The organism is Aeoliella straminimaris (genome assembly GCF_024054565.1).
Classification (GTDB): domain Bacteria; phylum Planctomycetota; class Planctomycetia; order Pirellulales; family Lacipirellulaceae; genus Aeoliella; species Aeoliella straminimaris.
This window is the reverse complement of the sequence record NZ_JAMXLR010000055.1, coordinates 82,662-106,184: the sequence shown is the minus strand read 5'-3', so window position 1 is coordinate 106,184 and position 23,523 is coordinate 82,662. Positions and strand designations below refer to the sequence as shown.

Genomic DNA, 23,523 nt, shown 5'->3' with positions numbered 1-23,523 from the left:
GGGTCCTCAGGATTGACGGTCGCTCGGCTCATGGTGCTTCATGGGGGTCCAGGCATGGATCCAGATATCACGCCCCTCCTTGTCGCAGACACTCCGAGCTCGATTGCCCACGAGCTCCCGCGCAAGGGAAATCAAACGGCCACCCCACCACATCGTATTCGCTAGCCACAGATGCCCTCGGCCATTGAATTTGGCGTAGTACCGCGCCCGCGAAATGTACCAGTAGCGAGGCCGCCGCCGCTTCTCCGCGGCGAGCGACTTGGCCGGGTTGCTCCTCCCGCGCAGATGGACGACGCGAGCCAGTGGATAGTACAGCACATCCCAGCCGGCCTGACGGGTCAGACGACAATAGTCGGCGTCGTCGTAGTACAGGTAGTAACCCTCATCCAGTAGTCCACATTTCTGAAAGACCTCTCGTCGAATTAGCGCACAGGCGAAGCTGACCCACTCCGCATGGTGCGGCTCGTCGCTGAGCGGCATGCCGCCATGTCCCCGCTTGAACAGGCGAGTAACGGTTCCGGTGCCCGCCGCCTTGATGAACTCGTGTAGCGGAGTGAAGTCCAGAAAGGCACTGCCCTGGGGGGTGCCATCTGGCCATTCCAGCCGTGGGCTCAGGATTCCTACGTTGGGCTGGGCTTCCAGGCCATCGTACATCGCCCGGATGGCCCCGGGCCGCACGATGGTGTCGGCATTCAGTAGCAGTAGGTATCTGGGAGGATTCTCGGATGCGAGAGCGGGACCAAGTACCACATTGTTGCCGCCGGCAAATCCCCGGTTGGGGGATATAGGCGTTATCGAAACCCAGTCGCTCCATCTATTCATGTCGATGGCCGCCTGCAAATGGGCCAGCGATTCTTCTCCCGTGCCGTTCTCACAGATTTCCACCCGTGTTCCGGGCACATCATCGATCTGGGGAGCTAGTGAGTGCAAACAGTCGATTACCAGATCGGCAGACCGGTAGCAGACGATGACAATGAGAATCTTCGTCTCAGTCATTGCTGCGTGACCTCACTACCGCGGGTAAGGTCATAGAATTTTGCTACGGCGTCCCACGCTTCGGATTCATTCCACCCCAAAGCTTCGCTGTCTAGGGGAGTGGTATTGATTCGGACGCGTGGTTCGGGGAATTCTGTTTGTTTGGCAAGTTGAAGTTCACACTTCCAGTTGCAGCGCTTTCGCAGTTCGTCCGCGAAGCGCTGGGCGAAGGCGCCTTGCGATTCCACGTAGCCGCTGGGGTTGGTTTTGACAAAGCCCGAGGTGGTCGGCAATTGCTCTACAAACCGATTGTAGGACTTGGCAAGGAGCGAAACGTGGATGTTGTCGCGAACGTAGTCTGGTGTGCGGACCTCCGCCATCTCGCCTGCTTTCCAGCAACGGACAAGGTAGGCAGTAAACCGGGGGTCCTCGAGTGGGCCGAAGGGGTTGGGGATGACGAACTTCCCCAGGGAGAACCCGAATGTGCTGGCGAAGTGTTGGATGGTCTGATCGGTAAGCGACTTGGAGAGGCCATAGGGGGAAAAGCTGATCAGGGGGGCACTTCCCGCTCCCTCGTGTGCCTCAAACACCGTGCCAGTAGTCACGATGCGCTGGCAGCCGACTGCCGCCAGTCTCTCCAGGACTGCAGGCAATTGGTGCGTGTTCTGCCGCAGTGCGCTAACGAAATCAAAATCCGGGCTTCTGTAATCGGTTACCTCGGCCGCGTGATGGCAGAGGACATCGGGCTTTACCTCGTCGATCAGCGAGAGAAAACGCTCGTCGCCGAATCGACAGTTCCAGCTGCGTTGGGATTGCTCCGCAATTCGATCCATCCGCTCGCGGCGGATACCAGAGTAGTCCCCTTCCGACCTGGTGAAGGTCGTGATCACGGAATGTCCGGCGCGGACTAGTTCGCTAACAAACCAGTAGCCTGTGAATGAGCTTGCGCCTGTGAACAGTATTCGCATGGTCGGGTTGCCAAAGGCAATTGCATGAAGGATCGACTGCCGGCGAAGTAGCCTGAAGTCGGAGCGGTCAGCCGCAGACTTGATGGTAGTCGAAAGCGGTAAAGTGGCCAAGAGTTAGCGATTTTAGGACGGGCATTATTGCCGCATCCGGTGCCGAAGCTTCCAATTATACGGGTTGCAATCCCGACAGCGCCTATTGCTGCGGGGTCTCAATCGCCAAGTGGTGGGCTGGATCGAAATCAGGGGCCTGAGAGTCCTTCTCTGACAGCGAAACGGGCTTCGACGGCCAGTTGATAGCAAACTTTGGGTCGTCCCAGCGGACAATTCGTTCCGCTTCGGGGGCGTAAAACTCATCGACGAAGTAAATCGCCTCGGCGTCCTCCGACAGGGTCAGGAACCCGTGGGCGAATCCTTTCGGCACGTACATCATCAGCCGATTCTCGGCATTCAATTCTTGCCCGAACCATTGGCCGAACGTGCTCGAATCCGATCGCAGATCTACGATGCAGTCCCACAGGGCGCCTCGAACACATCGAACCAGCTTCGTCTCAGCATGGGGCGCTAGCTGATAGTGCATGCCGCGTAGTGTGCCCTGTTGGCCGGTGAGAGAATTGTTCGCCTGCACGAAGTTGGTGACGAGATCGTGGGCGAGAAACTCGCGCTCACAAAAAATGCGGGCGAAGAACCCGCGATGATCGCCACGGCGCTCTGGTTCGATCAGATAGGCTCCGGCGAGTCCGGTTGGATGAAACAGCATGGCAGCTTCCTCGGTGAGATTTTTGGGGCAACGCGACTATGCTACGCGTGTCAGTTTATCCAATTGCTTCCGCAGTGTTCGCAGCCGCACGAACTGGTCGCCTTCGAAGTCGGCTGCGCTGAAGCCGTGATCGACCATGCTCTTGTGCAGTTCCTCCATGCCCCGGCGAAGGTCATACTCCAACTCGAAGTCAGGCAAGGCCTGAGACAGCTTGTCAAAAGAGACTCGATAGTTGCGCGGGTCTTCGCCCACTTCTCCGGTGTAGACAATGGATGCCTTCGGGATGAGCTCTTGTACCAAGTCGCCAACGTTACGTACCTGATAGTTCTCGCTGTTGCCGCCGATATTGATGGCTTGATTGTGGATCGATTCGACAGGAGCCTCGACAAACGCCAGGAACGCGCGGGCAATATCCCGGCAGTGAATGAGCGGTCGCCAGGGGGATCCGTCGGACTTAATGCGAATCTCGCCGTAGGATAGAGCAGAGGCCAGCAGATTGTTTACAACGAGGTCGATGCGCAGCATTGGCGAGTCGCCGTAAGCAGTGGCATTGCGTAGGTAGGCTGGGCTGAAACCATCGCCTGCCAACCGACCGATGAGTTCCTCGCTTTCAATCTTGCTTTGGGCGTAGGCGGTCAACGGTCGTAGAGGGTCGGTCTCTGTCAGGTCGAGCTTATCGCCAGCTCCATACACCGAACAGGAGCCCGAAAAGAGAAATCGCTCGACGCCAGCAGCTTTGGCTCGACGAGCCAGTTCTACGGAGGCATCACGATTCACCTGCAGCGTAATACCAGGGTCGAGATCGCCCATGGGGTCGTTGCTAATGGCAGCAAGGTGGCAAATGGCGTCGATGCCATCCAGGTCTTGCTCGGTGAGATTCGCTACGTCCCCCAGGATCTCCTTGTCGGGCGCCGTCAACGGCTTCCAGTTGCATCCCGAAAAAAGCCCTAAATCGCAGCCGGTAACGGTATGCCCCGCTGCTTGAAGCACTTCCACGAGATGAGCGCCGATGTAGCCTAAATGTCCGGTAACCAGTACGTTTGACATAGGGGGGATCCGCAGGGATCGGAGGGGGGAAGGTTTGTGGCTGGGGGGAATGCTCTATCGTAGTCAGCATGGGGAATACGGGCAACGATACGCTCGAATGGGTTTGCCGGTCCGCTTAGATTCTCATTTCAAGAACCAAGTATGCGCATTGCGCCGATTGTGACGGTAAGGTCCATCGGGACGTGTCAGACATGGCTCGCTACAAACGTCAGGATAGGAGAGTTCGCTTGATATTGGCCCCGAACCACTTATCATCGAATGTATAGCATCCGCGGCTGACCACAGTAGAAGTTCGGTGGTCAGATTCGCATACTCTAACTTCGACTCGGATTGGTCTCGCCGATGGACGTGGATTCCCAGCCCTACCTGTTGATCACGCCTTGCCGTGACGAGGCTGCCTTTCTGAAGTCGACGATTACTTCGGTTGCCAGTCAAACGATTGCGCCAGCAAGGTGGGTTGTCGTCGACGATGGCTCGACCGACGAGACTCCGAGGATTCTTGAAGAAGCAGAAAAGCAGCTTGGTTTCCTCAGTGTTATCCGCCGTGATCCCAACCGGGAACGGAGCGTTGGCCCCGGTGTCATCGAGGCCTTCAACATCGGCCTGGCCAGCGTCGATCTCGACGACTATGCCTTCGTGTGCAAGTTGGATGGCGATCTGGAATTCGGACCCCGCTACTTCGAGCGGTTGCTCGAAGAGTACGCGCAGGATCCTTGGTTGGGAACTCTTTCAGGGAAGACCTTTTTGCGCGAAGAGCAGCGCGAATGGGAGGAGCGTATTGGCGATGAGAATTCGCACGGCTGTGCGAAATTCTATCGGACGGAATGCTTCCGCGACATCGGCGGATTCGTACCTTTCTTGGGTTGGGATGGAATCGATGGTCACATGTGTCGCCTGAAGGGGTGGAAGGCCAAGTCGATGCACGACCCGGACCTCAAGATCATCCATCTGCGGCGTATGGGGTCGAGCCATGTTAGTTTCTGGCACGGCCGCAAGCGTTGGGGGCGTTACAAACGTTTTATCGGTTCGGCGTGGTACTACGTACTTGCCGCCAGCATGTATCGCATGTTCGAGAAGCCTTACTTCTTGAGTGGCGTCGGGATCGTGGCCGGCTATCTCGAGTCGGCACTGCGGCGAGAGTCACGATTTGCCGATACCGCCTGTCGCGAAGAGGTCCGGCGTTTCGAGCGCGAATGCCTCGTCAGAGGCAAAACACGGACGCTCGCCGACTATCATGCCCGGATTGAGCAAGCGCATCCGGAGCGAGCCAAAGCGCCGAAGCATCTCAGCATCCCGGCTAAGGCTACTGCAAGTTTGTAGTACGTCGAAGGGGGAAGAAGCACACCCCGACAAAGTTCAGCGAGCGGGCGACGGTTCCACGTCTGATGCGGGCGCCTCGACCGCGTCTGCCTGGAGCTTCGAGCGAAAACGCTCTACTAGCGGCTGAAGGCACGTGTGGATATTGAACTTCTGAACCACCAACGCTCGCCCAGCGACCGCCAGCCGTTTTCTAAGTTCACTATCCGAGCACAAGCGCATGAGGGCGGTTGCTAACTGCTCCGCATTCTCGGGTTCGACCAGCAGGCCTGTTTCTTCATCAACTACCAGATCGGGGATGCCGACCAGATGCGTCGAAACCACCGGCGTTTCACACGACATTGCTTCCATGAGCGTTTGTGGCAGGCCGTCCACATCTTGGTCGGCAGCCCAAACACATGGCAAGCAGAAGATGTCCGCATTGCTCAAGAAGGTGGATAATTCCTCTTGAGTGACGGTCTGCCCCGTTACATCGATATGGTCTCCCAACCCAAGTCGCTGCACCTGGTCTCTCAGGGACCGCTCAAGTGGCCCTGACCCGCCAATCACGCACCTGAAATCTACACCCCGTTTATGGAGCAGTTGGCACGCCTCGATGAGATAGCTGTAGCCCTTTTTTTCTACCAGGCGACTGACAGAGTTGATTCTGACTACCGAACTTTCTCTTTCGACGGATTGGCGGCTGAATCGCTGGGGGTCGATGCCGCAGTAAACGAGGACTAGCTTGCATGGGTCGGCCCCTTGCTTGATGTAGAACTCGCGGTGAAATTCAGAGATGCACACAATGAACTCGGCTCGATCAATCTTGTCGCAAAGAGCAACGCGATCGCGGAACAGGTCGCAAGCGTGTCCGGTAAAGCTAAATGATCTCCCTGCCAGCCATGCGCCATACATTCCAATCGTGGCGCAGGAGTGAGCCCACTGGGAATGGATATGGTCGACGTCCTCGTGGCGCAGCTTCCTCGCCCAGTGGCATGCCACGAAAAAGTGCGCTAGGCTGGCAACCCTCCCCCGCAGGTTCTCACGCCTGCCCGTAAGGGCATTCCAGCCAACCTGAAAAAACTTCCGCCCAAACAAGACGGGTCCCAGCACAAAGGATAGCAACGACTTTAGCGGAGGAAGCGGATACAAGTAGTGCGTGCGATCACGCAATTCGGACACGGCGTGGGCTGCGTGAAACAATGACCGAGGCCGGCGCATGGCATGCAGCACGAACGGGACTTTCTGCTTCCCCAATTGTTGCAACTCGTTGGCGACCGTGGCGTTGCCGACGCCATCGGTGGTTATATAGTGGATCATCGCCTATTCTAATGTGGGGGAGGCTGGGTTCATGGGCACGCTAGATGCTGCGAACCAGAGCAGTTAGTCACAAGCCTACCTTGCGAGGGACTCCGAGAAAGACAGAATTGCACACCCTAAAGACGCGATCATTTATCGATATGAAAATCTCGACGGCAAATTCCCTGGAGGTACGGTCCTTCGAGTGATATGGAATCTACGGATAATTCGGGCAAGAGGCCAGGCGATCAATTGTGAGGGGGCTCGCGGAGATAGCTTCCGGAGCAGATAGATTGGTCTCTCTAAGCGACATTGGATGATGTTTTCACAGTTTAGTATACAAGCGTCGTTGGTCAACAAGAACCGTGTCCATGTCTCGCCCCTGGTTTGTGCGATGACTACCTGCCGCGGAGCAGCGGCGGTAATTCACGAGCTTACTGATCGTCCGCCCAGCGTGGCAGTGTGTCGTCGAGCCAAAGTGGTGCCGTTGTGGATGGACGGGGGGAAGACTCATGAAATCACCGAGGCGGTCGAGCGAGACTGGTCGGCCGTCTTCCGTGGGCTGTATCACTTCGCGGAGGAAGTGTTGGCTGCCGTGGAGCCTCGCAAGAGTTCCGGTCGCCACGCTCAGAAAGTGCGTGACGACTTGCATGCCTGCCGCGACAATGTACGGATGATCTGGAGCGCCGCGTAACCCCGAATCTGAGTTTGATTGAACGCTTCTGGGGGCAGCTCAAGCGGTCCGCTTTCATCAGCTACTTCTTTGAAACCGTCTCTAACTTGGTACCGGCCATGGTAAACCAAAGCATCGCCCTCAACGATGATCCCGCTCACCCTTTCCGGCTCCAACTGAACACAGTGCCAAACTAACTGCAACCTATTTAGTCGCTCCCAGGTAGTGTACTCGTGGAAGGTGAATAGAATGAACTTCTCGCCAATCGTCAGCTTGTTGCTCTGTTGTGTTTACGCTTGGGGAGCGTGTTCGGCGGTGCGGGCAGCGGAGCCTGCGGCCAGGCCAAACATGGTAATCATCTTCACCGACGACCAGGGCTACGGCGACCTTGGCTGCTTCGGCGCTACCGATCTCAAGACACCGCGCATCGATCAACTGGCCGAGCAGGGAACGCGGTTCACCAGTTTCTACGCCCAAATTGTCTGCGGACCGAGCCGCTCGGCACTGCTGACGGGACGCTACCCGATTCACAGTCTCGGCTGGTCGATGCCGGCCAGCGAAGTGACCATCGCCGAATTGCTGCAACCGTCCGGCTACCGCACCGGTTGCATCGGTAAGTGGGATGTGTCGAACCGGGCGGCAGTTCGCGAAAGGATGCCGCTAGCGCAGGGATTCGACTACTACTTCGGTCCGTTGGGAGCCAACGACAATGGCAAGGTTGCGTTCCATGAGAACAACACTCCGGCCGGCAAGACCGACGACATGGGGAGCCTCACCGGGCTTTACACCGACAAGGCGATAGAGTTTGTCGAGCAGAACGCCGACGAACCCTTTCTGCTGTACCTGGCGCACACCATGGTGCACTCGGTCGTCGGCGCCTCGGACGATTTTCGCGGCAAATCCGAGGGCGGCTTGTACGGCGATGCGATCGAGGAGATCGATTTCCACACGGGCCGACTGTTAGACGCTTTGGACCGCTTGGGGCTCACGGAGCGCACCTTGGTCGTGTTTACCAGCGACAACGGCCCTTGGTGCAACATGCAAGATCGACTCCGCCAACGCCACAATGGCCAAGTCGCCTGGGGCTCGCCGGGGCCGCTGCGCGGCGGCAAAGGCTCCACCTACGAGGGAGGGTTACGCGTGCCATGCATCGTGCGGTGGCCGGGACACGTTCCTGCGGGACGCGAGAGCGATGCGGTGTTCGCCACCATCGACCTGCTGCCCACCATCTGCAGTCTCGCGGGCGTGGAACCGCCTGCCGACCGCAAGTTGGACGGCGTCGACCAGTCAACGCTACTGACAGGTGAAGCAGAGCAAGGAGCACGCGACGAGTATTACTACTTCTGCCGAGGCGAGATGCACGCCTACCGGCGCGGCAAGTGGAAACTGATCCTGCCGAACCGCAAAGAGTTCTACGGTTACGTCAAAGACCGCGGTACCAACAAAGTGGAGCTGTACGATCTCGAGGCCGACATTGGCGAGTCGCAGAACGTGGCCCAGCAGCACCCCAATGTGGTGGAGGTCATGCTCGAAACGGCACGGGCGTACGAGATGCCATCGGAGCCGTTCGATCCGCGGATCGGTTTGTAGCCAATAAGCAGGAACCTACGATTGAGTAGCGTCCTTGGCTTTCTGCAGTTGCTTCAGGCGGCCCGGCGGTCTGACGCCCGAGCCTTTTTTATCCTGCAGGTTGTCTCCCAAATCCTCGCGTGTTTTTTCGGCCGCTTCCTGCAGGCGGGCGACAACATCGGGGTGGTCGTCAAGCACGTTGGTCGTTTCGCCGGGGTCGCTCTTCAGGTCGAAGAGCTCCAAGCCGATTTTCCCGCGCGAATAGTTGACTGGCATGCCGTCGTGGCCACCCTCGCGTCCCGCCAGAGTGCGATAGCCATGCGGGAAGTGTAGCTTCCAGCGGGGGTCGCGAATCGCTCGCAACTCACCGCCGTAGTAGCAGGCGAAGTAGTCGTGCGGGCTTTTGGCGTCCGCTTCGCCGGAGAGCAGTGGCCAGATGTCCTTGCCATCGATGGTCCGGTCGCTCGGTACCTCGGCCCCAATCAAGCCGGCGATGGTTGGCAGCAGGTCGATGGTACTCGCCAGTTCATCGCTCTTTGCGCCTGCGGGCACTTTGCCGGGCCAGCGAGCCACGCACGGCACCCGGTACCCGCCTTCGAACATGGTTCCTTTGCCTTCACGGAAGGGGCCAGCCGAGCCGGCGTGGTCGCCGTACGACAGCCAGGGGCCGTTATCGCTGGTAAAGAGCACAAGTGTGTCGTCGTCGAGGCCCTCCTGCTGGAGCGCTTCGAGAATCTGCCCCACCGACCAGTCGACTTCCATCACCACATCGCCAAACAGTCCGGCCCCGCTTTTGCCCGCGAATTTGTCCGAGACGAAGATGGGAACATGCACCATGCTGTGGGGGACATAGAGGAAGAACGGCTTGTCGCTGTTGCGATGGATGAAGTCGACCGCATGCTCGGTATACTGGGTGGTGAGCTGCTTCTGATCTTCAGCGGTTACCTCGTGATCGACGATTTCGGTGCCCTCGTACAACGGTAGCGGGGGATAACGCCGTTTGCGTTCTTCTGCGTCGGGCGGCAGTCGCACCAAGTCGGGATGCAGGGGCCACATGTCGTTGGAGTACGGCAGGCCGAACCACTCGTCAAAGCCCTGGTTGGCAGGCAGGAACGGTTTGGCATCGCCCAGGTGCCATTTGCCAAACACGGCCGTGGCGTAGCCTTTCGCCTTGCAGAGCTCGGCAATGGTTACCTCTTCGGGATTCAGGCCAACCCTGGACTTGGGGCCGAAAGCGCCGCGGATGCTCACCCGTTCCGAATAACACCCGGTCAGCAGCGAAGCGCGAGATGCACTGCATACAGCGGTCGACGAGTGAAAGTCGGTCAGCACCATACCCTCGGCCGCCATCCGATCGAGATTCGGAGTCGGAAAGTCTTCCGCTCCAAAGGGCCCAATATCGGCGTAGCCCATATCGTCGATGAAGATGACCACGATGTTCGGAGTACGAGCCTGCGTGACAGCGGCCGTTAGCAGTAGCACTAGATACAAACTTGATCGGAGCATGTTCGTTCGTCCGGGGGGGATGGGGGCACAAGCTTCAGAAGGGTTCGATTATAGGGCAACTGGAGGTGGTTGTCAGATCGCGGCAAAAGCAGTGGTTGCAACTCCGTATCCACAGCAGTGGCCGACTGGCCGAAATGTGCTGTTTAGTACTCCAGGTTTGCCGACTTCTGGATCTCAAACAGTGATATGATGGCCATCATTTGTTAGAATGGCAACAGATGCGATGTCCCCCCTTCCCCGCTGTCAGGCGACCGTATGCTCAGCTTGTTATCTCGTGGCGTGACTCTATCGCTTGTTTTCTTGTTGGCCGCCCGCTTTGGCATGGCAGCGGAGAGAGCAACTCCACCCATCGATTTTGCGCACCAGATTGTGCCATTGCTCCAGCAACATTGTGCGGAGTGTCATGCTGGTGATCAGGCGGAGGGTGGGTTTTCGATCAACAATCGGGAGTTATTGCTGGACGCCGGTGTGGTGACCGCGGGAGACAGCAGCGATTCGTACCTGATGGAGTTGATCACCACGCAGGATAAGGACATTCAGATGCCGCCGGCAGGCAAGCCACGCGTGCCTGCGAAATCGGTGGCCCTGGTTGGGAGGTGGATCGACCAGCAATTGCCGTGGGAGCCTGGTTTTTCGTTCGCGGAGAATACGTACGAACCACCCCTTGCGCCGCGGCGTCCTGAGTTGCCGCCAGCGGTTGCAGGACGGGACAACCCGGTCGATCGCATCATCGATGCGCATCTGGCCGCCTCGGGCGTGAAGCAAACGGGCGAGTTGGACGACGCCGCATTCTACCGCCGGGTGTCACTCGATTTGGTGGGACTGTTGCCCGCGCCGACCGATGTAACGGAGTTCGTGGCGGATAGCGCGCCCGACAAACGCGAACGACTGATCGACAAGCTCTTGGCCGATCGTACCGCCTATGCTCAGCACTGGATGACCTTCTGGAACGACTTGCTGCGAAACGACTATCAGGGCACCGGGTACGTGGATGGGGGCCGCAAGGAGATTGGCGCCTGGTTGTATCGTTCGTTGATGGAGAACAAGCCTTACGACGAGTTTGCTCGCGAGTTGGTGTCGCCCACCGACGAATCGGTAGGCTTTATCAACGGCATCAAATGGCGTGGCGCAGTGAATGCCAGCCAGACACGCGAGATTCAATTTGCACAAAACGTGCCACAGGTGTTCTTGGGCATCAACCTGAAGTGCGCCTCGTGCCACGACAGCTTCATCGACCGCTGGACGCTGGAAGAAACCTACAATCTGGCGGCCGTGTTCTCGGACCACGAGTTGGAAATCCATCGCTGCGACAAGCCGACGGGCAAGTACGCCTCGCCCCGGTGGTTGTTTCCCGAACTTGGCGAAGTGGACGACAGTTTGCCACGCGAAGAGCGCCTCGAACAGCTTTCGCTGTTGCTCACGCACCCCGAAAACGGCCGTTTCGCCCGGACCATCGTCAATCGGCTGTGGTGCCAGCTGATGGGCCGTGGAATTGTGCATCCTACCGACTCGATGCACACCGAGCCCTGGAACGAAGATTTGCTCGATTACCTGGCGGTGCACCTGGTCGACCATAACTACGATGTGCAGGCGACGTTGCGCTTGATCGCCAGCAGCCAGGCGTACCAATCGCAGTCGGCCAGCATCGACGCCCAGCCCGTGGCCGGGGAGTTCGAGTACCAGGGCCCGGTTGCCAAGCGGATGACGGCCGAACAGTTTGTCGACGCGGTGTGGCAGATCACCGGTACCGGACCCGAAAGCCCGCACAAAAAAGCAGCAGCATTTCTGGGGAAGACGGAGGGCGAGCAGCGTGGTCCCAACGGACGTTTCCGTTCGGCGCTGGTGGCGAGCGACCTGTTGATGCGATCGCTCGGACGGCCGAATCGCGAACAAGTGGTATCGTCGCGGCCGCCACTGCTGACAACGCTGCAGGCACTCGACCTGTCCAACAGCCCGACGTTGGTCGGCACATTGGACCAAGGCGCGACCAACCTGAAGCAACACTTCGAGGGGAAATCGCCTGCCGAGGCGGTGGACGAGCTTTATTTGGCCGCACTTTCTCGCCATCCCACCGAGCGCGAGCAGCAAATTGCCGGGCAAATTCTAGAGGATCCGTCGAACAAGCAAGGCATCGAAGACCTGTTGTGGTCGGTGATCATGTTGCCCGAATTTCAGATCGTCCGGTAGGACGGGAGCAGTGATACATGACAATTTTGCATAAAGACACACCTGTAGCTCAGCCACGTTCGCGACGCGAGTTCCTGCAGGCACTGGCTGCGGCCAGCACTGCAACGTGGATGTTGGGCGAACCCCGACTGGCACATGGGGAGGAGGCGGTCACTCAACCGCCGGCGAAAGCCGATTGTTGCATCTTGCTGTGGATGGCTGGTGGCATGGCGGCGGCCGAGACCTTCGATCCCAAACGCTATCAGCCGTTTGAACTTGGGTTGCCAGTGGAGAAGATCATCAGCACGTTTCCCGCGATCGACACATCGGTCGATGGGCTGAAGATCAGCCAAGGTCTCGAGCATGTGTCGCAGATCATGGACCGCGGTACGCTGCTTCGCTCGGTGGTGCTGCCCGACCTGGGCGACATTCTGCATTCGCGGCATCAATACCACTGGCACACCGGTTATGTGCCACCGCAAACGGTCGCCGCACCGCACCTGGGAGCGTGGATTGCCCGCATGCTTGGTCCGCGGAACCCGGTGATGCCGCCGTTTATTAATATCGGTCAGCGGCTCGAAGGCATTGGCGAATCGGAAGAGGTCAAGGCATTCACTACGGCCGGGTTCTTCGGCTCGGAGTATGGCCCGTTCAACCTGCCTTATCCCGAGGACGCCATGCTGGCGGTCCGTCCGCCCGAGGGCATGACGGCTGGGCGGTTTGAGAATCGTTACAAGCGATACAAGGAGTTGGTGGCCGCCAGTCCGCACGCCGAGTATGCCAGCGACTACCAGCAGGAGTCGATGGTGCGGGCGGTCGACTCGGCCTACCGTTTGCTGAACTCCGATCACAAGCAGGCGTTCGATCTGTCACTGGAACCCAAGCAGCAGTACGAAAAGTACAACACCGGCCGGTTTGGTCGCGGCTGTTTGCTGGCGCGGCGACTGGCGGAAGCCGGGGCGCGATTCATCGAGGTGACCACCGAGTACGTGCCGTTCCTGCATTGGGACACGCATGAGAATGGGCACGTCACCGCCGAGCGGATGAAGCAGGAGGTCGATCGCCCCATCGCCCAGTTGATTATCGACCTGGAGAACCGCGGCATGCTCGACCGCACGCTGGTGATCGTGGCCAGCGAATTCAGCCGCGATATGATCATCGAAGGCAAGCCGGGCAGTACCGCCCGCGATCAGTCTCGCGCCAAGGCGGACGTGCTGGGCGAGATGAAGCACTACGGATTGCACCGCCACTTCACTGGTGCGAGCTCGGTCGCCCTGTTTGGGGGCGGATTCAAGCGAGGCTACGTGTACGGCGAGACCGCCGACGAGCGGCCCTGCGTGGTGACCAAGAATCCGGTGGCGCTCACCGACCTGCACGCCACGATCATGACGGCCATGGGTATCAGCCCGAAGACGAAGTTCGACATCGAACGCCGCCCGTTCTACGTAACCGAGGACGGCAATGGCCAGGCGGTCGCCGACCTGTTTGCCTGAAAAAGCCCCATTTCAGGGCTTTCGTAACCGCTCCCCCTCACGCACAATGTATCGGACGCTCTGGAGAGCTTTCGGCCCTGGTGTATTGGTGTGCCGTACTGTAGCCACCGCGCCGCCAGCCAACGCACCGGTGTCCAACCAGTGCACCAATACTGAAAGCGCTCGAACCACTCGACACGAACTCGAACAATCACTCCTTGGGAACTACCATGTCCATCCAGTCCCACGCCAAAGACGGCATCCTCACGATCCAGTTCACCGATCCGCGGATTCTGGACGAGGCCCAGTTGGAGAAGGCCGCCCAGGAAGTGCTTGCCAAGCTAGACAAGTCGACCGAAGAGAAGGTGATTCTCGACTTCGCGCCGGTACAATTCATGTCGTCGTCCATGCTGGGCAAGCTGGTGATGATTCACAAGAAGTGCAAGGAGTTTAAGGTCAAGCTTAAACTGAGTGGTATCTCGCCCGAAATCCGCGAAGTATTCAAAATTTCACGACTGGATAAGCTGTTCGACATCGAATCGGACGAAGCCACCGCGCGTAAGAAGTTCCTGAAACGCGGTCTGTTTGGCTAACGTAGCCCGAGGTGTTCGTGCCGGGGGGCAGATCTAACCAGGCTTGCAGAAGTCAACCGGCTTTAACGGCTGGAGAAAGTGCCGCGGTGGGACAGGCTTGCCGTAAAGAAAACCCTGTGCGTGGGCAAACCCCATCTGGCAGCAGACCTGATGGTCGGCCTCGGTCTCAATGCCTTCGGCCAGTGGCTTGATACCCAGATCGCACGTCATCTGAACCAGGCGTTCCACCATTTTGCGGCGTTCGGAAGAAGCATCCGCGAGCCCCTGCACCAATTGCATGTCGAACTTCAGGTAGTCGGGCGGAACGTCCACCAATTCTACCAGTCGCGCCTGGCCCGCCCCAAAGTCGTCGTAAGCCAGTTGTATATCGAGGTCGTTCAGCAAGGCACGCAGTTCGTGCATCACTTGGGTTTGCGTGGCGGTGGCTTCGTGAATTTCCAGCACAATTGGGCGGTCAGGAGAGATCTCTCGCAGTTCGCGCAGCGAAGAGTGCAGCAGTCCAATGTCCACGATCTCGGCTGGATGCGTGTTGACGAACAGAAGACGATCGTTCGAAAGCAGTTGTCCGCTGCGAATGCCTTCGACGCGGAAGAGCCGACTGAGCTCCGACTCCGCGTTTAACACCGCTGCCGCCATGAACATGATTTGCGGGTTGGAAAGCCCATACAGTTTGCTACGTCCAAGTACTTCGTAGCCGATGGTGGTTCTGTCGTCGATGGGCTGAAAGTGGGGTAGCACAGCCCGATCGGTTATCAACCTGTCAAACTGAATCAGCGCCAGGGCTTGATCCGAGAAGTCGTTCTGCAGCGTTGGTTGGGGCGCCGACGCTTCGTGCTGCGACGCGCGAAACACAATCTGCGCGAACTGCACCAAGTCGCCATGATCGATAACGCAGCTGCTGCGCATGCGGGCGCCATTGACGAAGGTGCCATTCGTGCTGCCACAGTCGCGGACAAGCAGTCGCTCGCCTTCGATTAGCAATTCAGCATGGTGATTCGAAATTGTCGGGCTAGAAATGGTGAGCGACATTTCTGCGCGACGTCCAATGGAAAACGGACTGCTGTCGACTTCGAACTCGCGTACGCGGTCTTCGCAGGAGAGCTGGCCGGTCAGTTTCCAGGAAGTGGAATCACGTGGAAGGTGGGAGGTCATCGGTGAGTGCCACTGCATTTGATTCGGCTCTAGCCAGCGATGCAGGAAAGGTCATGCGTCGATGGAGTGCAAGGAGCCGCGGTCGGACTGGCCAGTAAATCGGGCTCGTCCGCCGAGAGCGAATCGAATGCAGTACTGGGTGAGGTGGTAGCGAATGGTATGGGCGGATGCGGGAAGCCGAGCGTGTGTTTGCGTGCTTCCACAATATTTCAGGTCGACGATCGTTCACCCAATGCTACGTTGCCCCATGACCGGCACAAACCGTTTCGTGCCATTCGGTTTACTGAAAGCGCAGCAGTACACGGCAGTAAGCGTACCACCCCTGTGATCGCTCCAAGCGATTCATCCGCCGAACCAGCTTGTGGCAACGCGGCTACCGCTTGCCGGTGGTTACGCCTGGCCAATCGTCGGTGCGAAACGGCGTGAGGGGCAGTCCACTGGCCGAGTAAACGTTGCACACGGGATTGTCGGCCCAGGCGTAGCGGACGGCCACCGGTTCGGGCACCTCGGGACTGGAGACGATGATTTGCCGCTTGTTGTCGTCGTTGATCTTGGCCTCCGCCCAGACGAAGTGCTTGTCGCTACCAGCGATGGCGAAGCCCTGGAGTTCGCGGGTGTCGAAGGTCGTGAGCGAGCGGCAATGGTCGAACGTCAAGACGATCTTTCCATCCTTCACTTCGAACGATTCCAGGCGTGGACTCTTGTGGGCAATGTCGATTCCATACTGATTGGCCAGGGCGTGGCGAGCCAGGCGATCGCCGACCGACTGCTTGTCCTTCGGGTGGATGTCCTTGCCCTCGCCGACATCGATGATCACTGCCTCGCCCGAGTTGGGTAGGCGATCGAGGGCCATGGTTTGAGCCTCACGCAGCTCGGCCCAATCGCTCTGTTCAGGATTCGGCTTCTCGTCGCGGAAGTCGGCCAATTGTACCCAGTAAAACGGGAAGTCGCCTTGTCCCCATGCTTCTCGCCAGGTTTCGATCATCAGCGGAAACATGTCGCGATACTGTTCGGCCCGACCGGCATTCGATTCACCTTGGTACCAGATGACGCCGCAAATGGGGAACGAAGTGAGGGGGGCTACTCGCGAATTGTACAGGTTTGCCGGACGATTCTGTGTGAGCAAACTGTGCGAAGGTCGTGGCGAACCGGGGATAGGTTCTCCTGCTTTGACCGCTGCACGCATCTTCTCTTTCCACGCGTCGTGGACCTTGGCAAACTCCTTCCTGAGGGCCGCCTCGTCGTTTTGGGCAGCCATTTCCTCCCACCGGTCGAGCAGCGGACCGTACAATTGTTCGTCCGATAGCTTATCGAGTGGCAACCATGCCTCGCATGACGAACCACCCCACGAGTTGTCGATCAATCCGATAGGAACTCCGGTAGCTTGATGGATGCGTTTGCCGAAGTAGTAGCCAACCGCCGAGAAACTGCGGAGCGTACCTGGTTTGCACTCTTCCCAAGCGCCGTCGATATCCTCTGCCGGAGTCTGTTCTCCCGGCCCATGGATCGTGAGCAGGCGGATGTCGGGATTCCCCTCGCCCAATACTTCAAGGTCACGACTGCTGGATCTTTCGATGGGCCACTCCATGTTGGACTGTCCCGAGCAGATCCAGACGTCTCCCACCAGTACGTCGGAGACTTCCAGACGATCGTCCTTGCTCTCGACGACCAGCGAACGAGGTTCGCCGATGGACAAGGGCTCGAGCTCCACTCGCCATTGACCTTGGTCGTCGGCAGTAGTCGTTTTGGTCTGGTCACCAAACACCACGGCGACTTCCGCCCCAGGGTCCGCCCATCCCCACACTGGCACCTTCATCTCGCGTTGCAAAACCATGTGATCGCTGAATAGTGATGGCAATCGCAACTCAGCGTGTGCGGTGGTGGTAATTGCTGCGAGTAGGACTGCAGCGCACCAGGCTGTCTTTAGCTTCATCATCGAGCTGGTCTCCGCCTTAGGGGGAAGGGAATGGTCAACAGCGGTTGAGATCTCAGAATATAAGCGCTGGCTCTGTCAGCTTCAACATTTGCTCGTTCCTTACCGCCGAGTGACGGGACTGCCGGCGTCAAGCCAACTTCAGTACCTGTATATCTGCTTGAGCGCGGCACTCCGCGCTGGGTATAATCCGTCAGCTGGCGACAAACGCCCGGGTTTGGAGTTGAACATGCATCGAAAACTACTTTGGGGACTGATGGTCATGACTGCGGCAGAGATGGCTTGCGGCGAGACGCCACAATGGCTTGAGGCGGCGCAGCCTACCGTTGAGTTGCTGGATTCCGAGTCAAAAACTCTCTCCCCCGAGCGTCGCGCGTTGCTGGACGAGGCGGCTGACTATGTCGTGCATCAGCTCGAACAGGGCAAGCCCGCTAATTTGATCTTCATCTGCACGCACAATTCCCGGCGTAGTCAATTCGGTCAGGTGTGGGCCAAGGTAGCTGCCGACTACCATGGGCTGGACAACGTCCGTACTTACTCCGGCGGCACAGAAACTACGGCATGTAACTTGCGGACCGTGCAGGCGTTTCGCCGGGCGGGGCTTCAGGTCGTAGCGACCACAGGCGACGACAACCCCCTGTACCTGGCACAATATGCCGAAGACCGCCCTGCCCTGCGACTGAACTCAAAGGTCTACTCGGATCAGCCGGATGCCTTGGAACAGTTTGCGGCCATGATGTGTTGTGCCGACGCGGACGAGAGTTGCCCCGTGGTCGATGGCGCCGCGGTGCGGGTCGCGCTACATTATATCGACCCTAAAGTATCCGACGGCACCGCCAACGAGTCGGCGACGTACGACGAGCGATGCCGCCAGATTGGTTCAGAGATGTTCTACCTATTCGCCTGCGTCAAGCGAAAGCTCGGATCGGAGTAGGCGCGTCTACGGGTAGGCACCTACTCGAAACCTTCCTTCCGCATGGTCGAGGTGGCTTCCAGGGTCGATCCCCCCATGAACCAGGGCGAGGGTACCCACGATACGTCCGCGTAAGGTATCGACACGGTTACCGTGATCTCGGTTCCAGCCGAAGCGGTCGCCGGATCAGGCGTTACATTGACGACGACTCCCGATACCGAGCAGCCGTCGGCATAGTCGCTAGCCACAGCTTCAGCTTCCGACTGCGTGCTGTGAAGGCCAATGGCTTCGCGAACACCCACGCGCGATGCGTTGGTCAGTACTTGCTGTACCATCAGGCCGCGACCGAGTTCAACAAACCCAATCACCAGCAGAAAGAACACGGGGGCCACAATGGCGAATTCGACCGCCGCCACACCGCTGCGAAGAGCTCGGTGTCGGCGTCGCAAGGGTGATCTGTGAGTCTTGCGGGTGGTCGCGGAAGTCTCGGATCTTTGGGTCGAACGGCGGTGCATCGATGCAATCTCCGGGGGTGAGCAATCCAATGCTTACTCGATTAGGATCACCGGCGAGAACACGTCGCTGCTGCCGCCGGTCGTCGTCGCGGGAATCACTCCGCGGACGCACGCGGGCGCCATTTGAATAGTGACGTGTTTCTTGCTCATGGGGCCTGTCAGTTTTACATCCATAATGCGGACGCCCTGCCAAGCCACAATAGTATAGATCGCATTGTTGCCCGGTCCATTTACTTCTTCAAAGATTGGAATGATGCGCGGTTCACCAATGATGTAAGCCAGTTCGTCCTTCACGCCGGCGCTGATGCCAGTGTCGCCGTTGAGGTAGAGTTTGCCATAATCGTCAAATTCGAGGCGATCGCCATGATGGGCCATATCCTCAGGCGATATTCCGTGCAGGATTTGGCGGGCAATATCACTGGTACTGTTGTTGTTGCTGCCGATATCGACCATACCACGATTGCCGGGCGAACCGTTGCCAATGGGATACAGGTTCACTTCCAATTCGCCATCACCGCCAGCTGAGACGACGCCGCTGTCTTCGTTGTAGCCAAAATCGTCGGTGCCGTAGGTGCAGGCCTTCCAGGCCATCCATGTGTCGTAGTCCAACGTGATGGGCAGGATCTCCAGATTGCTGCCGTCCGAGGGAGTCTGGAACCCACTTACATCGCGAGCCAGAGCGGCCGTCGCCTGGGCGGATACCGACTGCTTGTCAATGCCGAAGATTCGTGCAAAGAACAGCGGCAGGCTTCCGTTGAGCGTCTCGTCGCGGCGGACCTTCACTCGCACCGCGTTGAAACGGTCGGTGCTCAGCGTGTCGAAGGGCGCATTGGGGTCGGAGAAGTCGTTGATGTACCCAAACACCATGTCGCCTTCGGGCGCATTCGACAGATTAGTGTCGATGGCTAGTCCGAGATTACCAACCTCGTTGGCATTGGCGTACCGGCAACCCTCCGTGCGGGCGTAAGTCAAGGCTTCAGAGGGACTGTAACCCTCGCTGATGCGATCGGCAAATTCCCAGGTTGCAGCCAGGGCAGAGGCATCCGCGGTTCGCTGAATTTCTTCTTTCGACGAAAGGATGTAACCGATGTCCACCGCGAAGGCCACCATTCCCAACAGGACGATGCACAATACGGCGGACAGGATGGTCAGCGCACCGCGGCGATCGCGGCGCGATAGGCGACGTTTGACTTTAGTTTCGAATAGTTTCATGGCCGTTCACCCTGATAGGGGATTGTGCTGGATGGCTGTTTGACGCGAATTGCGATAGATCAGGGATCGATGTCGGTATCGATATCAATAGGGGCAACGAGTTGAGACGTTGTTCCGTCGGCTGTCTTCCAAACGAGTTTGGTCAACACCAAGGACGAAACACGATTGCCCGCGAAAGTAATGCCCGACTCGTTGATGGACACACTGGGCTGATAGCTGTTCAGCCGAATCATGTTGTAGCCGGTGTTCATGATCAGTCCATCGCCGCTGCCGAAATTACCCCATGACTGCGATACGCCGTCGTCGACATCGAATTCAACTTTGCCATTGTCAATTCTCAGCTTCTGTACCCAACGAATCGTTTCATTGTCGTAAGACAGAATTCCAGACTTCGAAGAGTTTCGGGTATACACCAGCGAATCGCCGTACCAGCACTGCATCTGCAGGCCACCCGGCTCGAAGTCGGGGAACGTCGTGTGATTCAGCAGGAACACAAAGTGCAAACCTTCCATATCGCCCGTCGGAGACATGACCAATGATACTTGCGGGGCGCATCGATCGATTTCCGGTCCACCCACTGTAAGTTCCCAGTGTTCTTCGATGTAGACTACATCGTTCGAGTCGGCGCGGGTCAACTGGGTGGTGGCAAGCAAAGCTGACGTGAATGTTACGCAGCATAACGTCCACCGAATGTTCTTGGCGTTCATGGATCCGGCCTCCTGACTAGCTGGATCGAGCGGGGCAACGATCTGGTCGTTCGTTGCGACGCACGAGGAGATGTGGGAAATGACAAGCGGTGTACCGAAGGTGCACCAGGATAGGCAGCAATAAGGGACCTTACTCGCTACCCAAAGTAAAGCATAGTTCGCTACTGGCTTGCTGGCTTCCGCAAGTCCCGAAAAGCGAAAAGTATGCGAGGAACCGAAGATGGTGTCTTTGCATGGTGTATACAAAAAGCAACAAGGTACGCAAGCGCGCACCTTGTTGCGGTTGGAGGTCGAGCTGAGATCCGCGAGTTCGCTATTACGGAGATGGGGATCCAGCAAGTTCCTTTTCGCCAGCTTCCATCGCTGCGATGCATGCAGTCGAATCGTCTGTGGCCACGGGGGCGGATTGTGGAGCACTTCCCGGCTGGGGAGATCCAACGCGTTCGGCCTGGATGCGCAACACCAGTTCGTTGTATGCCTCGGCCAGTTCGTGCCAGTCGTCTTCGTCACGGAAGTGCAAAGGGGCCAGTTGACCGCTTTCGGCCGCCTTGCGCAGATGCTTCTTAAACCGAACTATTGGTCCCACGAAGCGATGGGTCACTCGGACCATGCTCCACAACATGACTGGCAGGGCCAGAGCCGATGCAACCACGCCTACCAGCGCCATAGGCAGGATCTTCGTCATGAAAGAATTAGGACCAACGAATCCGCTGATGCCTGGCGAGACGAAAATCCAGCCCGCTAACATCAGACCGCCTGCGATCAACAGGCTGATCGCCCAGCAGTTGACCAGTTGTCGGAGGAGTCGACCCTGAACCTGTCGGTCTACAAAATAATGGCGACGTTGGTGCTTGCTCATGAGTATCCTCAGCTAGCGCGGGAGTTTGAGATGCGGGTAGAGTCGATTTACCAAGTCAAACCTAGCTCACGAATACTTGAAGTGCCCCTGAGACATCAGGTGGTACTGAACATGCAGGTGGTATCGATCAGTCGGTCCATAGTCGCCGGCACTGCGATCACCACCAACCCAGCAATTTCCACCAGAGGAGCCCGAGGCCTAGCCATACCATCAGGTGCAATAGCGATACGACGAAGCCGATCCAAAACCATCGCTTTACGGGTACGTAGCCCAGGCCGTAGTAGATGACGACTGGCCCAGTGGAGTAGTTTGTCGTGCAGCCGCAAAGGTTGCTGAAGTAGGCGATCAGGGCAATCATCACCATTGGTGGCGTTCCGACCGCGGCGGCCACCGTGAAGAAGACGCCGGCCAGCGCCAGGATGTGGCCGGTAAGCATGCTGAAGGCGTACATCGAATAGAAGTAAATCAGGGCCAACACCACCGCGGCCGTGAGGCCGGTGGTGTCTCCAAAGACCTCCAGCTGCACTCGCTCGGCGAACCAGTCGACAAATTGCGTTCGTTTCAGGGCATCGGCCATGGCAACCAGGCCGCCCAGCCATAGCAGCGTGTCCCAAGCAGCGGCGTTGCCAGTGATCTTGTGGTAGGGCAAGACACCGCTGATGGCCATCGCCACGACTCCGCTGATCGCGACCCAGGTGGTTTGTAGTTTGGTACCCAGCAGCCAATCTTGAAGAGGGCCCGTAGCCCACAACAGCAACATGGCCAGCAGCACGCAAGCCATGGTGAATTGCTGGATAGTCCAATAGCCCATTCCTTTGAGTTCGGCCCGTATTGCCTCTTGTGCTTCGTGGGCATCGGTGAGCTCGGGCCTCGCAATGCGATACAGCGCCCAGGGTATGAGGGCCAGGCTGGCGAGCCCCGGCACAATGCTTCCCTTGAGCCACGTACCCCAGCCGAATTCGACGTCCAGGATGTCGCCTGCCGCCTTGCTCACCAGGGGATTGGCCGCCATGCCGGTCAGGAACATGGCTGCCGTGACGAGGTTCAGATGGGCACCGCACAGGATGAGATACTCGCCCACGCGTCGAGGCGACTTCTTGGCGTCCGAGCCCAGCACTTCGTTGATCGCGTTGACAATTGGCATCATCAAACCACCACCTCGGGCGGTGTTCGATGGAATGAACGGTGCGAGCAGCAACTCTGCCGCGGCAATGGCGTATCCGAGGCCCAGGGTGGTCTTTCCCAACGCGGCGACCATCATCAGGGCAATGCGCCGACCAAGGCCCGACTCCATCATTCCCCCCGATATGAAAAAAGCAGCTACCACCAGCCATACGGTGGTGTCGCCAAATCCACCTAGGAGCGAGGCAAGCGACTCTTTCACCCTGTCGCGGAATGGCTTGTCTGCAATCTCTTCATAGACCGTGATTGTCTCGTCATAGGTGGGCGAGTACTCGACCAGCATTTGAGGCGCGGTTTCCGAACGCTCGATGGAGTGCAAATCCGCCTTGTCGAGGTTGCGTGCGGCCAGCCAGTCGTCCATTGCCGAATTGGCGGTCGTGCCGGTTCCGGACAAAACCAGCAGTCCAATTAGCACACAAAGCCCCATGGGCAGCGGCCGCAGCAGAAAACTGACAATCGTCGCGGCAAACACGGCAAAGACGTGCCAGGCCTCGGGGGCGAGCCCCGAGGGCGGTGGGCAAAGCCACAGCAACAGGCCAACCAGTACACATACCAGCAGGCGACGCCAATCCAAAGGCACTTCCTTGGCGACGGTGCACAGTTCTTCCGCCATGCGATGTGTAACGTTGAGGAGGAGCGTCAGCTACGGACGAGTCGTTCGCCCGCACAAACGTGCAAAGGTAACCTGCTGGCTCAGCTTGTCAACCAGCATCAGGTATTTGGTCAATT

Annotated in this window: 20 protein-coding genes; 7 read left to right on the top strand and 13 right to left on the bottom strand. The window is 58.2% G+C overall.

Annotated elements, in window-relative coordinates; all coding sequences use genetic code 11:
- Nucleotides 1-6: 6 nt before the first annotated feature.
- The 4 genes from NG895_RS15675 to NG895_RS15660 form a co-directional block, all read right to left on the bottom strand.
- A complete protein-coding gene (locus NG895_RS15675) occupies nucleotides 7-996 on the bottom strand; it encodes a glycosyltransferase (protein ID WP_252853466.1) in 990 nt (329 codons plus the stop codon).
- Nucleotides 993-1,943 (bottom strand): NAD-dependent epimerase/dehydratase family protein, encoded by a 951-nt coding sequence (locus NG895_RS15670; protein ID WP_252853465.1) that lies wholly within the window; start codon nucleotides 1,941-1,943, stop codon nucleotides 993-995. The genes NG895_RS15675 and NG895_RS15670 overlap by 4 nt, the downstream gene beginning before the upstream one ends.
- 193 nt (nucleotides 1,944-2,136) lie before the next feature.
- Nucleotides 2,137-2,700 (bottom strand): dTDP-4-dehydrorhamnose 3,5-epimerase, encoded by a 564-nt coding sequence (gene rfbC / locus NG895_RS15665; RefSeq protein ID WP_252853464.1) that lies wholly within the window; start codon nucleotides 2,698-2,700, stop codon nucleotides 2,137-2,139.
- Nucleotides 2,701-2,736: 36 nt separating this feature from the next.
- A complete protein-coding gene (locus NG895_RS15660; RefSeq protein WP_252853463.1) occupies nucleotides 2,737-3,747 on the bottom strand; it encodes an NAD-dependent epimerase/dehydratase family protein in 1,011 nt (336 codons plus the stop codon).
- Between the two features lie 342 nt (nucleotides 3,748-4,089).
- Here NG895_RS15660 and NG895_RS15655 point away from each other — a divergent pair, with 342 nt between their 5' ends.
- Nucleotides 4,090-5,067 (top strand): glycosyltransferase family 2 protein, encoded by a 978-nt coding sequence (locus tag NG895_RS15655; protein ID WP_252853462.1) that lies wholly within the window; start codon nucleotides 4,090-4,092, stop codon nucleotides 5,065-5,067.
- Nucleotides 5,068-5,103: 36 nt separating this feature from the next.
- Here the strand turns inward: NG895_RS15655 and NG895_RS15650 are convergent, their stop codons facing one another.
- Nucleotides 5,104-6,363 carry a glycosyltransferase gene (locus NG895_RS15650; RefSeq protein WP_252853461.1) on the bottom strand — a complete coding sequence of 420 codons (1,260 nt, stop codon included), beginning with the start codon at nucleotides 6,361-6,363 and terminating at the stop codon, nucleotides 5,104-5,106.
- Between the two features lie 298 nt (nucleotides 6,364-6,661).
- Here NG895_RS15650 and NG895_RS15645 point away from each other — a divergent pair, with 298 nt between their 5' ends.
- Nucleotides 6,662-7,036 (top strand): hypothetical protein, encoded by a 375-nt coding sequence (locus tag NG895_RS15645; protein WP_252853460.1) that lies wholly within the window; start codon nucleotides 6,662-6,664, stop codon nucleotides 7,034-7,036.
- A 228-nt stretch (nucleotides 7,037-7,264) separates the two neighbouring features.
- Nucleotides 7,265-8,605, top strand: a complete 1,341-nt coding sequence (locus NG895_RS15640) for a sulfatase family protein (protein ID WP_252853459.1) — start codon at nucleotides 7,265-7,267, stop codon at nucleotides 8,603-8,605.
- 15 nt (nucleotides 8,606-8,620) lie between these two features.
- On the opposite strand, the gene NG895_RS15635 is transcribed toward NG895_RS15640, so the two are convergent.
- Complete coding sequence (locus NG895_RS15635; RefSeq protein ID WP_252853458.1) at nucleotides 8,621-10,090, bottom strand: sulfatase family protein; 1,470 nt, start codon at nucleotides 10,088-10,090, stop codon at nucleotides 8,621-8,623.
- A 255-nt stretch (nucleotides 10,091-10,345) separates the two neighbouring features.
- Here NG895_RS15635 and NG895_RS15630 point away from each other — a divergent pair, with 255 nt between their 5' ends.
- The 3 genes from NG895_RS15630 (at nucleotide 10,346) to NG895_RS15620 (ending at nucleotide 14,321) form a co-directional block, all read left to right on the top strand.
- Nucleotides 10,346-12,277 carry a PSD1 and planctomycete cytochrome C domain-containing protein gene (locus NG895_RS15630; protein ID WP_252853457.1) on the top strand — a complete coding sequence of 644 codons (1,932 nt, stop codon included), beginning with the start codon at nucleotides 10,346-10,348 and terminating at the stop codon, nucleotides 12,275-12,277.
- Between the two features lie 17 nt (nucleotides 12,278-12,294).
- A complete protein-coding gene (locus tag NG895_RS15625; RefSeq protein ID WP_252853456.1) occupies nucleotides 12,295-13,749 on the top strand; it encodes a DUF1501 domain-containing protein in 1,455 nt (484 codons plus the stop codon).
- A gap of 209 nt (nucleotides 13,750-13,958) precedes the next feature.
- Nucleotides 13,959-14,321 carry an STAS domain-containing protein gene (locus NG895_RS15620; RefSeq protein ID WP_252853455.1) on the top strand — a complete coding sequence of 121 codons (363 nt, stop codon included), beginning with the start codon at nucleotides 13,959-13,961 and terminating at the stop codon, nucleotides 14,319-14,321.
- Nucleotides 14,322-14,354: 33 nt separating this feature from the next.
- On the opposite strand, the gene NG895_RS15615 is transcribed toward NG895_RS15620, so the two are convergent.
- Together NG895_RS15615 and NG895_RS15610 are read right to left on the bottom strand one after the other, a co-directional pair.
- Nucleotides 14,355-15,473 carry an EAL domain-containing protein gene (locus NG895_RS15615; RefSeq protein ID WP_252853454.1) on the bottom strand — a complete coding sequence of 373 codons (1,119 nt, stop codon included), beginning with the start codon at nucleotides 15,471-15,473 and terminating at the stop codon, nucleotides 14,355-14,357.
- A gap of 373 nt (nucleotides 15,474-15,846) precedes the next feature.
- Complete coding sequence (locus NG895_RS15610; RefSeq protein ID WP_252853453.1) at nucleotides 15,847-17,409, bottom strand: sialate O-acetylesterase; 1,563 nt, start codon at nucleotides 17,407-17,409, stop codon at nucleotides 15,847-15,849.
- A gap of 226 nt (nucleotides 17,410-17,635) precedes the next feature.
- Here NG895_RS15610 and NG895_RS15605 point away from each other — a divergent pair, with 226 nt between their 5' ends.
- Nucleotides 17,636-18,340, top strand: a complete 705-nt coding sequence (locus NG895_RS15605; RefSeq protein WP_252853452.1) for a low molecular weight phosphatase family protein — start codon at nucleotides 17,636-17,638, stop codon at nucleotides 18,338-18,340.
- Nucleotides 18,341-18,360: 20 nt separating this feature from the next.
- Here the strand turns inward: NG895_RS15605 and NG895_RS15600 are convergent, their stop codons facing one another.
- From NG895_RS15600 to NG895_RS15580, 5 genes are all read right to left on the bottom strand, one after another.
- On the bottom strand, nucleotides 18,361-18,768 hold the full coding sequence (locus NG895_RS15600) for a TadE/TadG family type IV pilus assembly protein (protein ID WP_252853451.1): 408 nt from the start codon (nucleotides 18,766-18,768) through the stop codon (nucleotides 18,361-18,363).
- A 99-nt stretch (nucleotides 18,769-18,867) separates the two neighbouring features.
- Nucleotides 18,868-20,046 carry a pilus assembly protein TadG-related protein gene (locus NG895_RS15595; protein WP_252853450.1) on the bottom strand — a complete coding sequence of 393 codons (1,179 nt, stop codon included), beginning with the start codon at nucleotides 20,044-20,046 and terminating at the stop codon, nucleotides 18,868-18,870.
- A 59-nt stretch (nucleotides 20,047-20,105) separates the two neighbouring features.
- A complete protein-coding gene (locus tag NG895_RS15590) occupies nucleotides 20,106-20,753 on the bottom strand; it encodes a hypothetical protein (protein ID WP_252853449.1) in 648 nt (215 codons plus the stop codon).
- Nucleotides 20,754-21,069: 316 nt separating this feature from the next.
- Nucleotides 21,070-21,612: a hypothetical protein gene (locus NG895_RS15585; RefSeq protein WP_252853448.1), complete on the bottom strand. Its 543-nt coding sequence runs from the start codon at nucleotides 21,610-21,612 to the stop codon at nucleotides 21,070-21,072.
- Nucleotides 21,613-21,769: 157 nt separating this feature from the next.
- Complete coding sequence (locus NG895_RS15580) at nucleotides 21,770-23,407, bottom strand: DASS family sodium-coupled anion symporter (protein WP_252853447.1); 1,638 nt, start codon at nucleotides 23,405-23,407, stop codon at nucleotides 21,770-21,772.
- Nucleotides 23,408-23,523 lie beyond the last annotated feature (116 nt).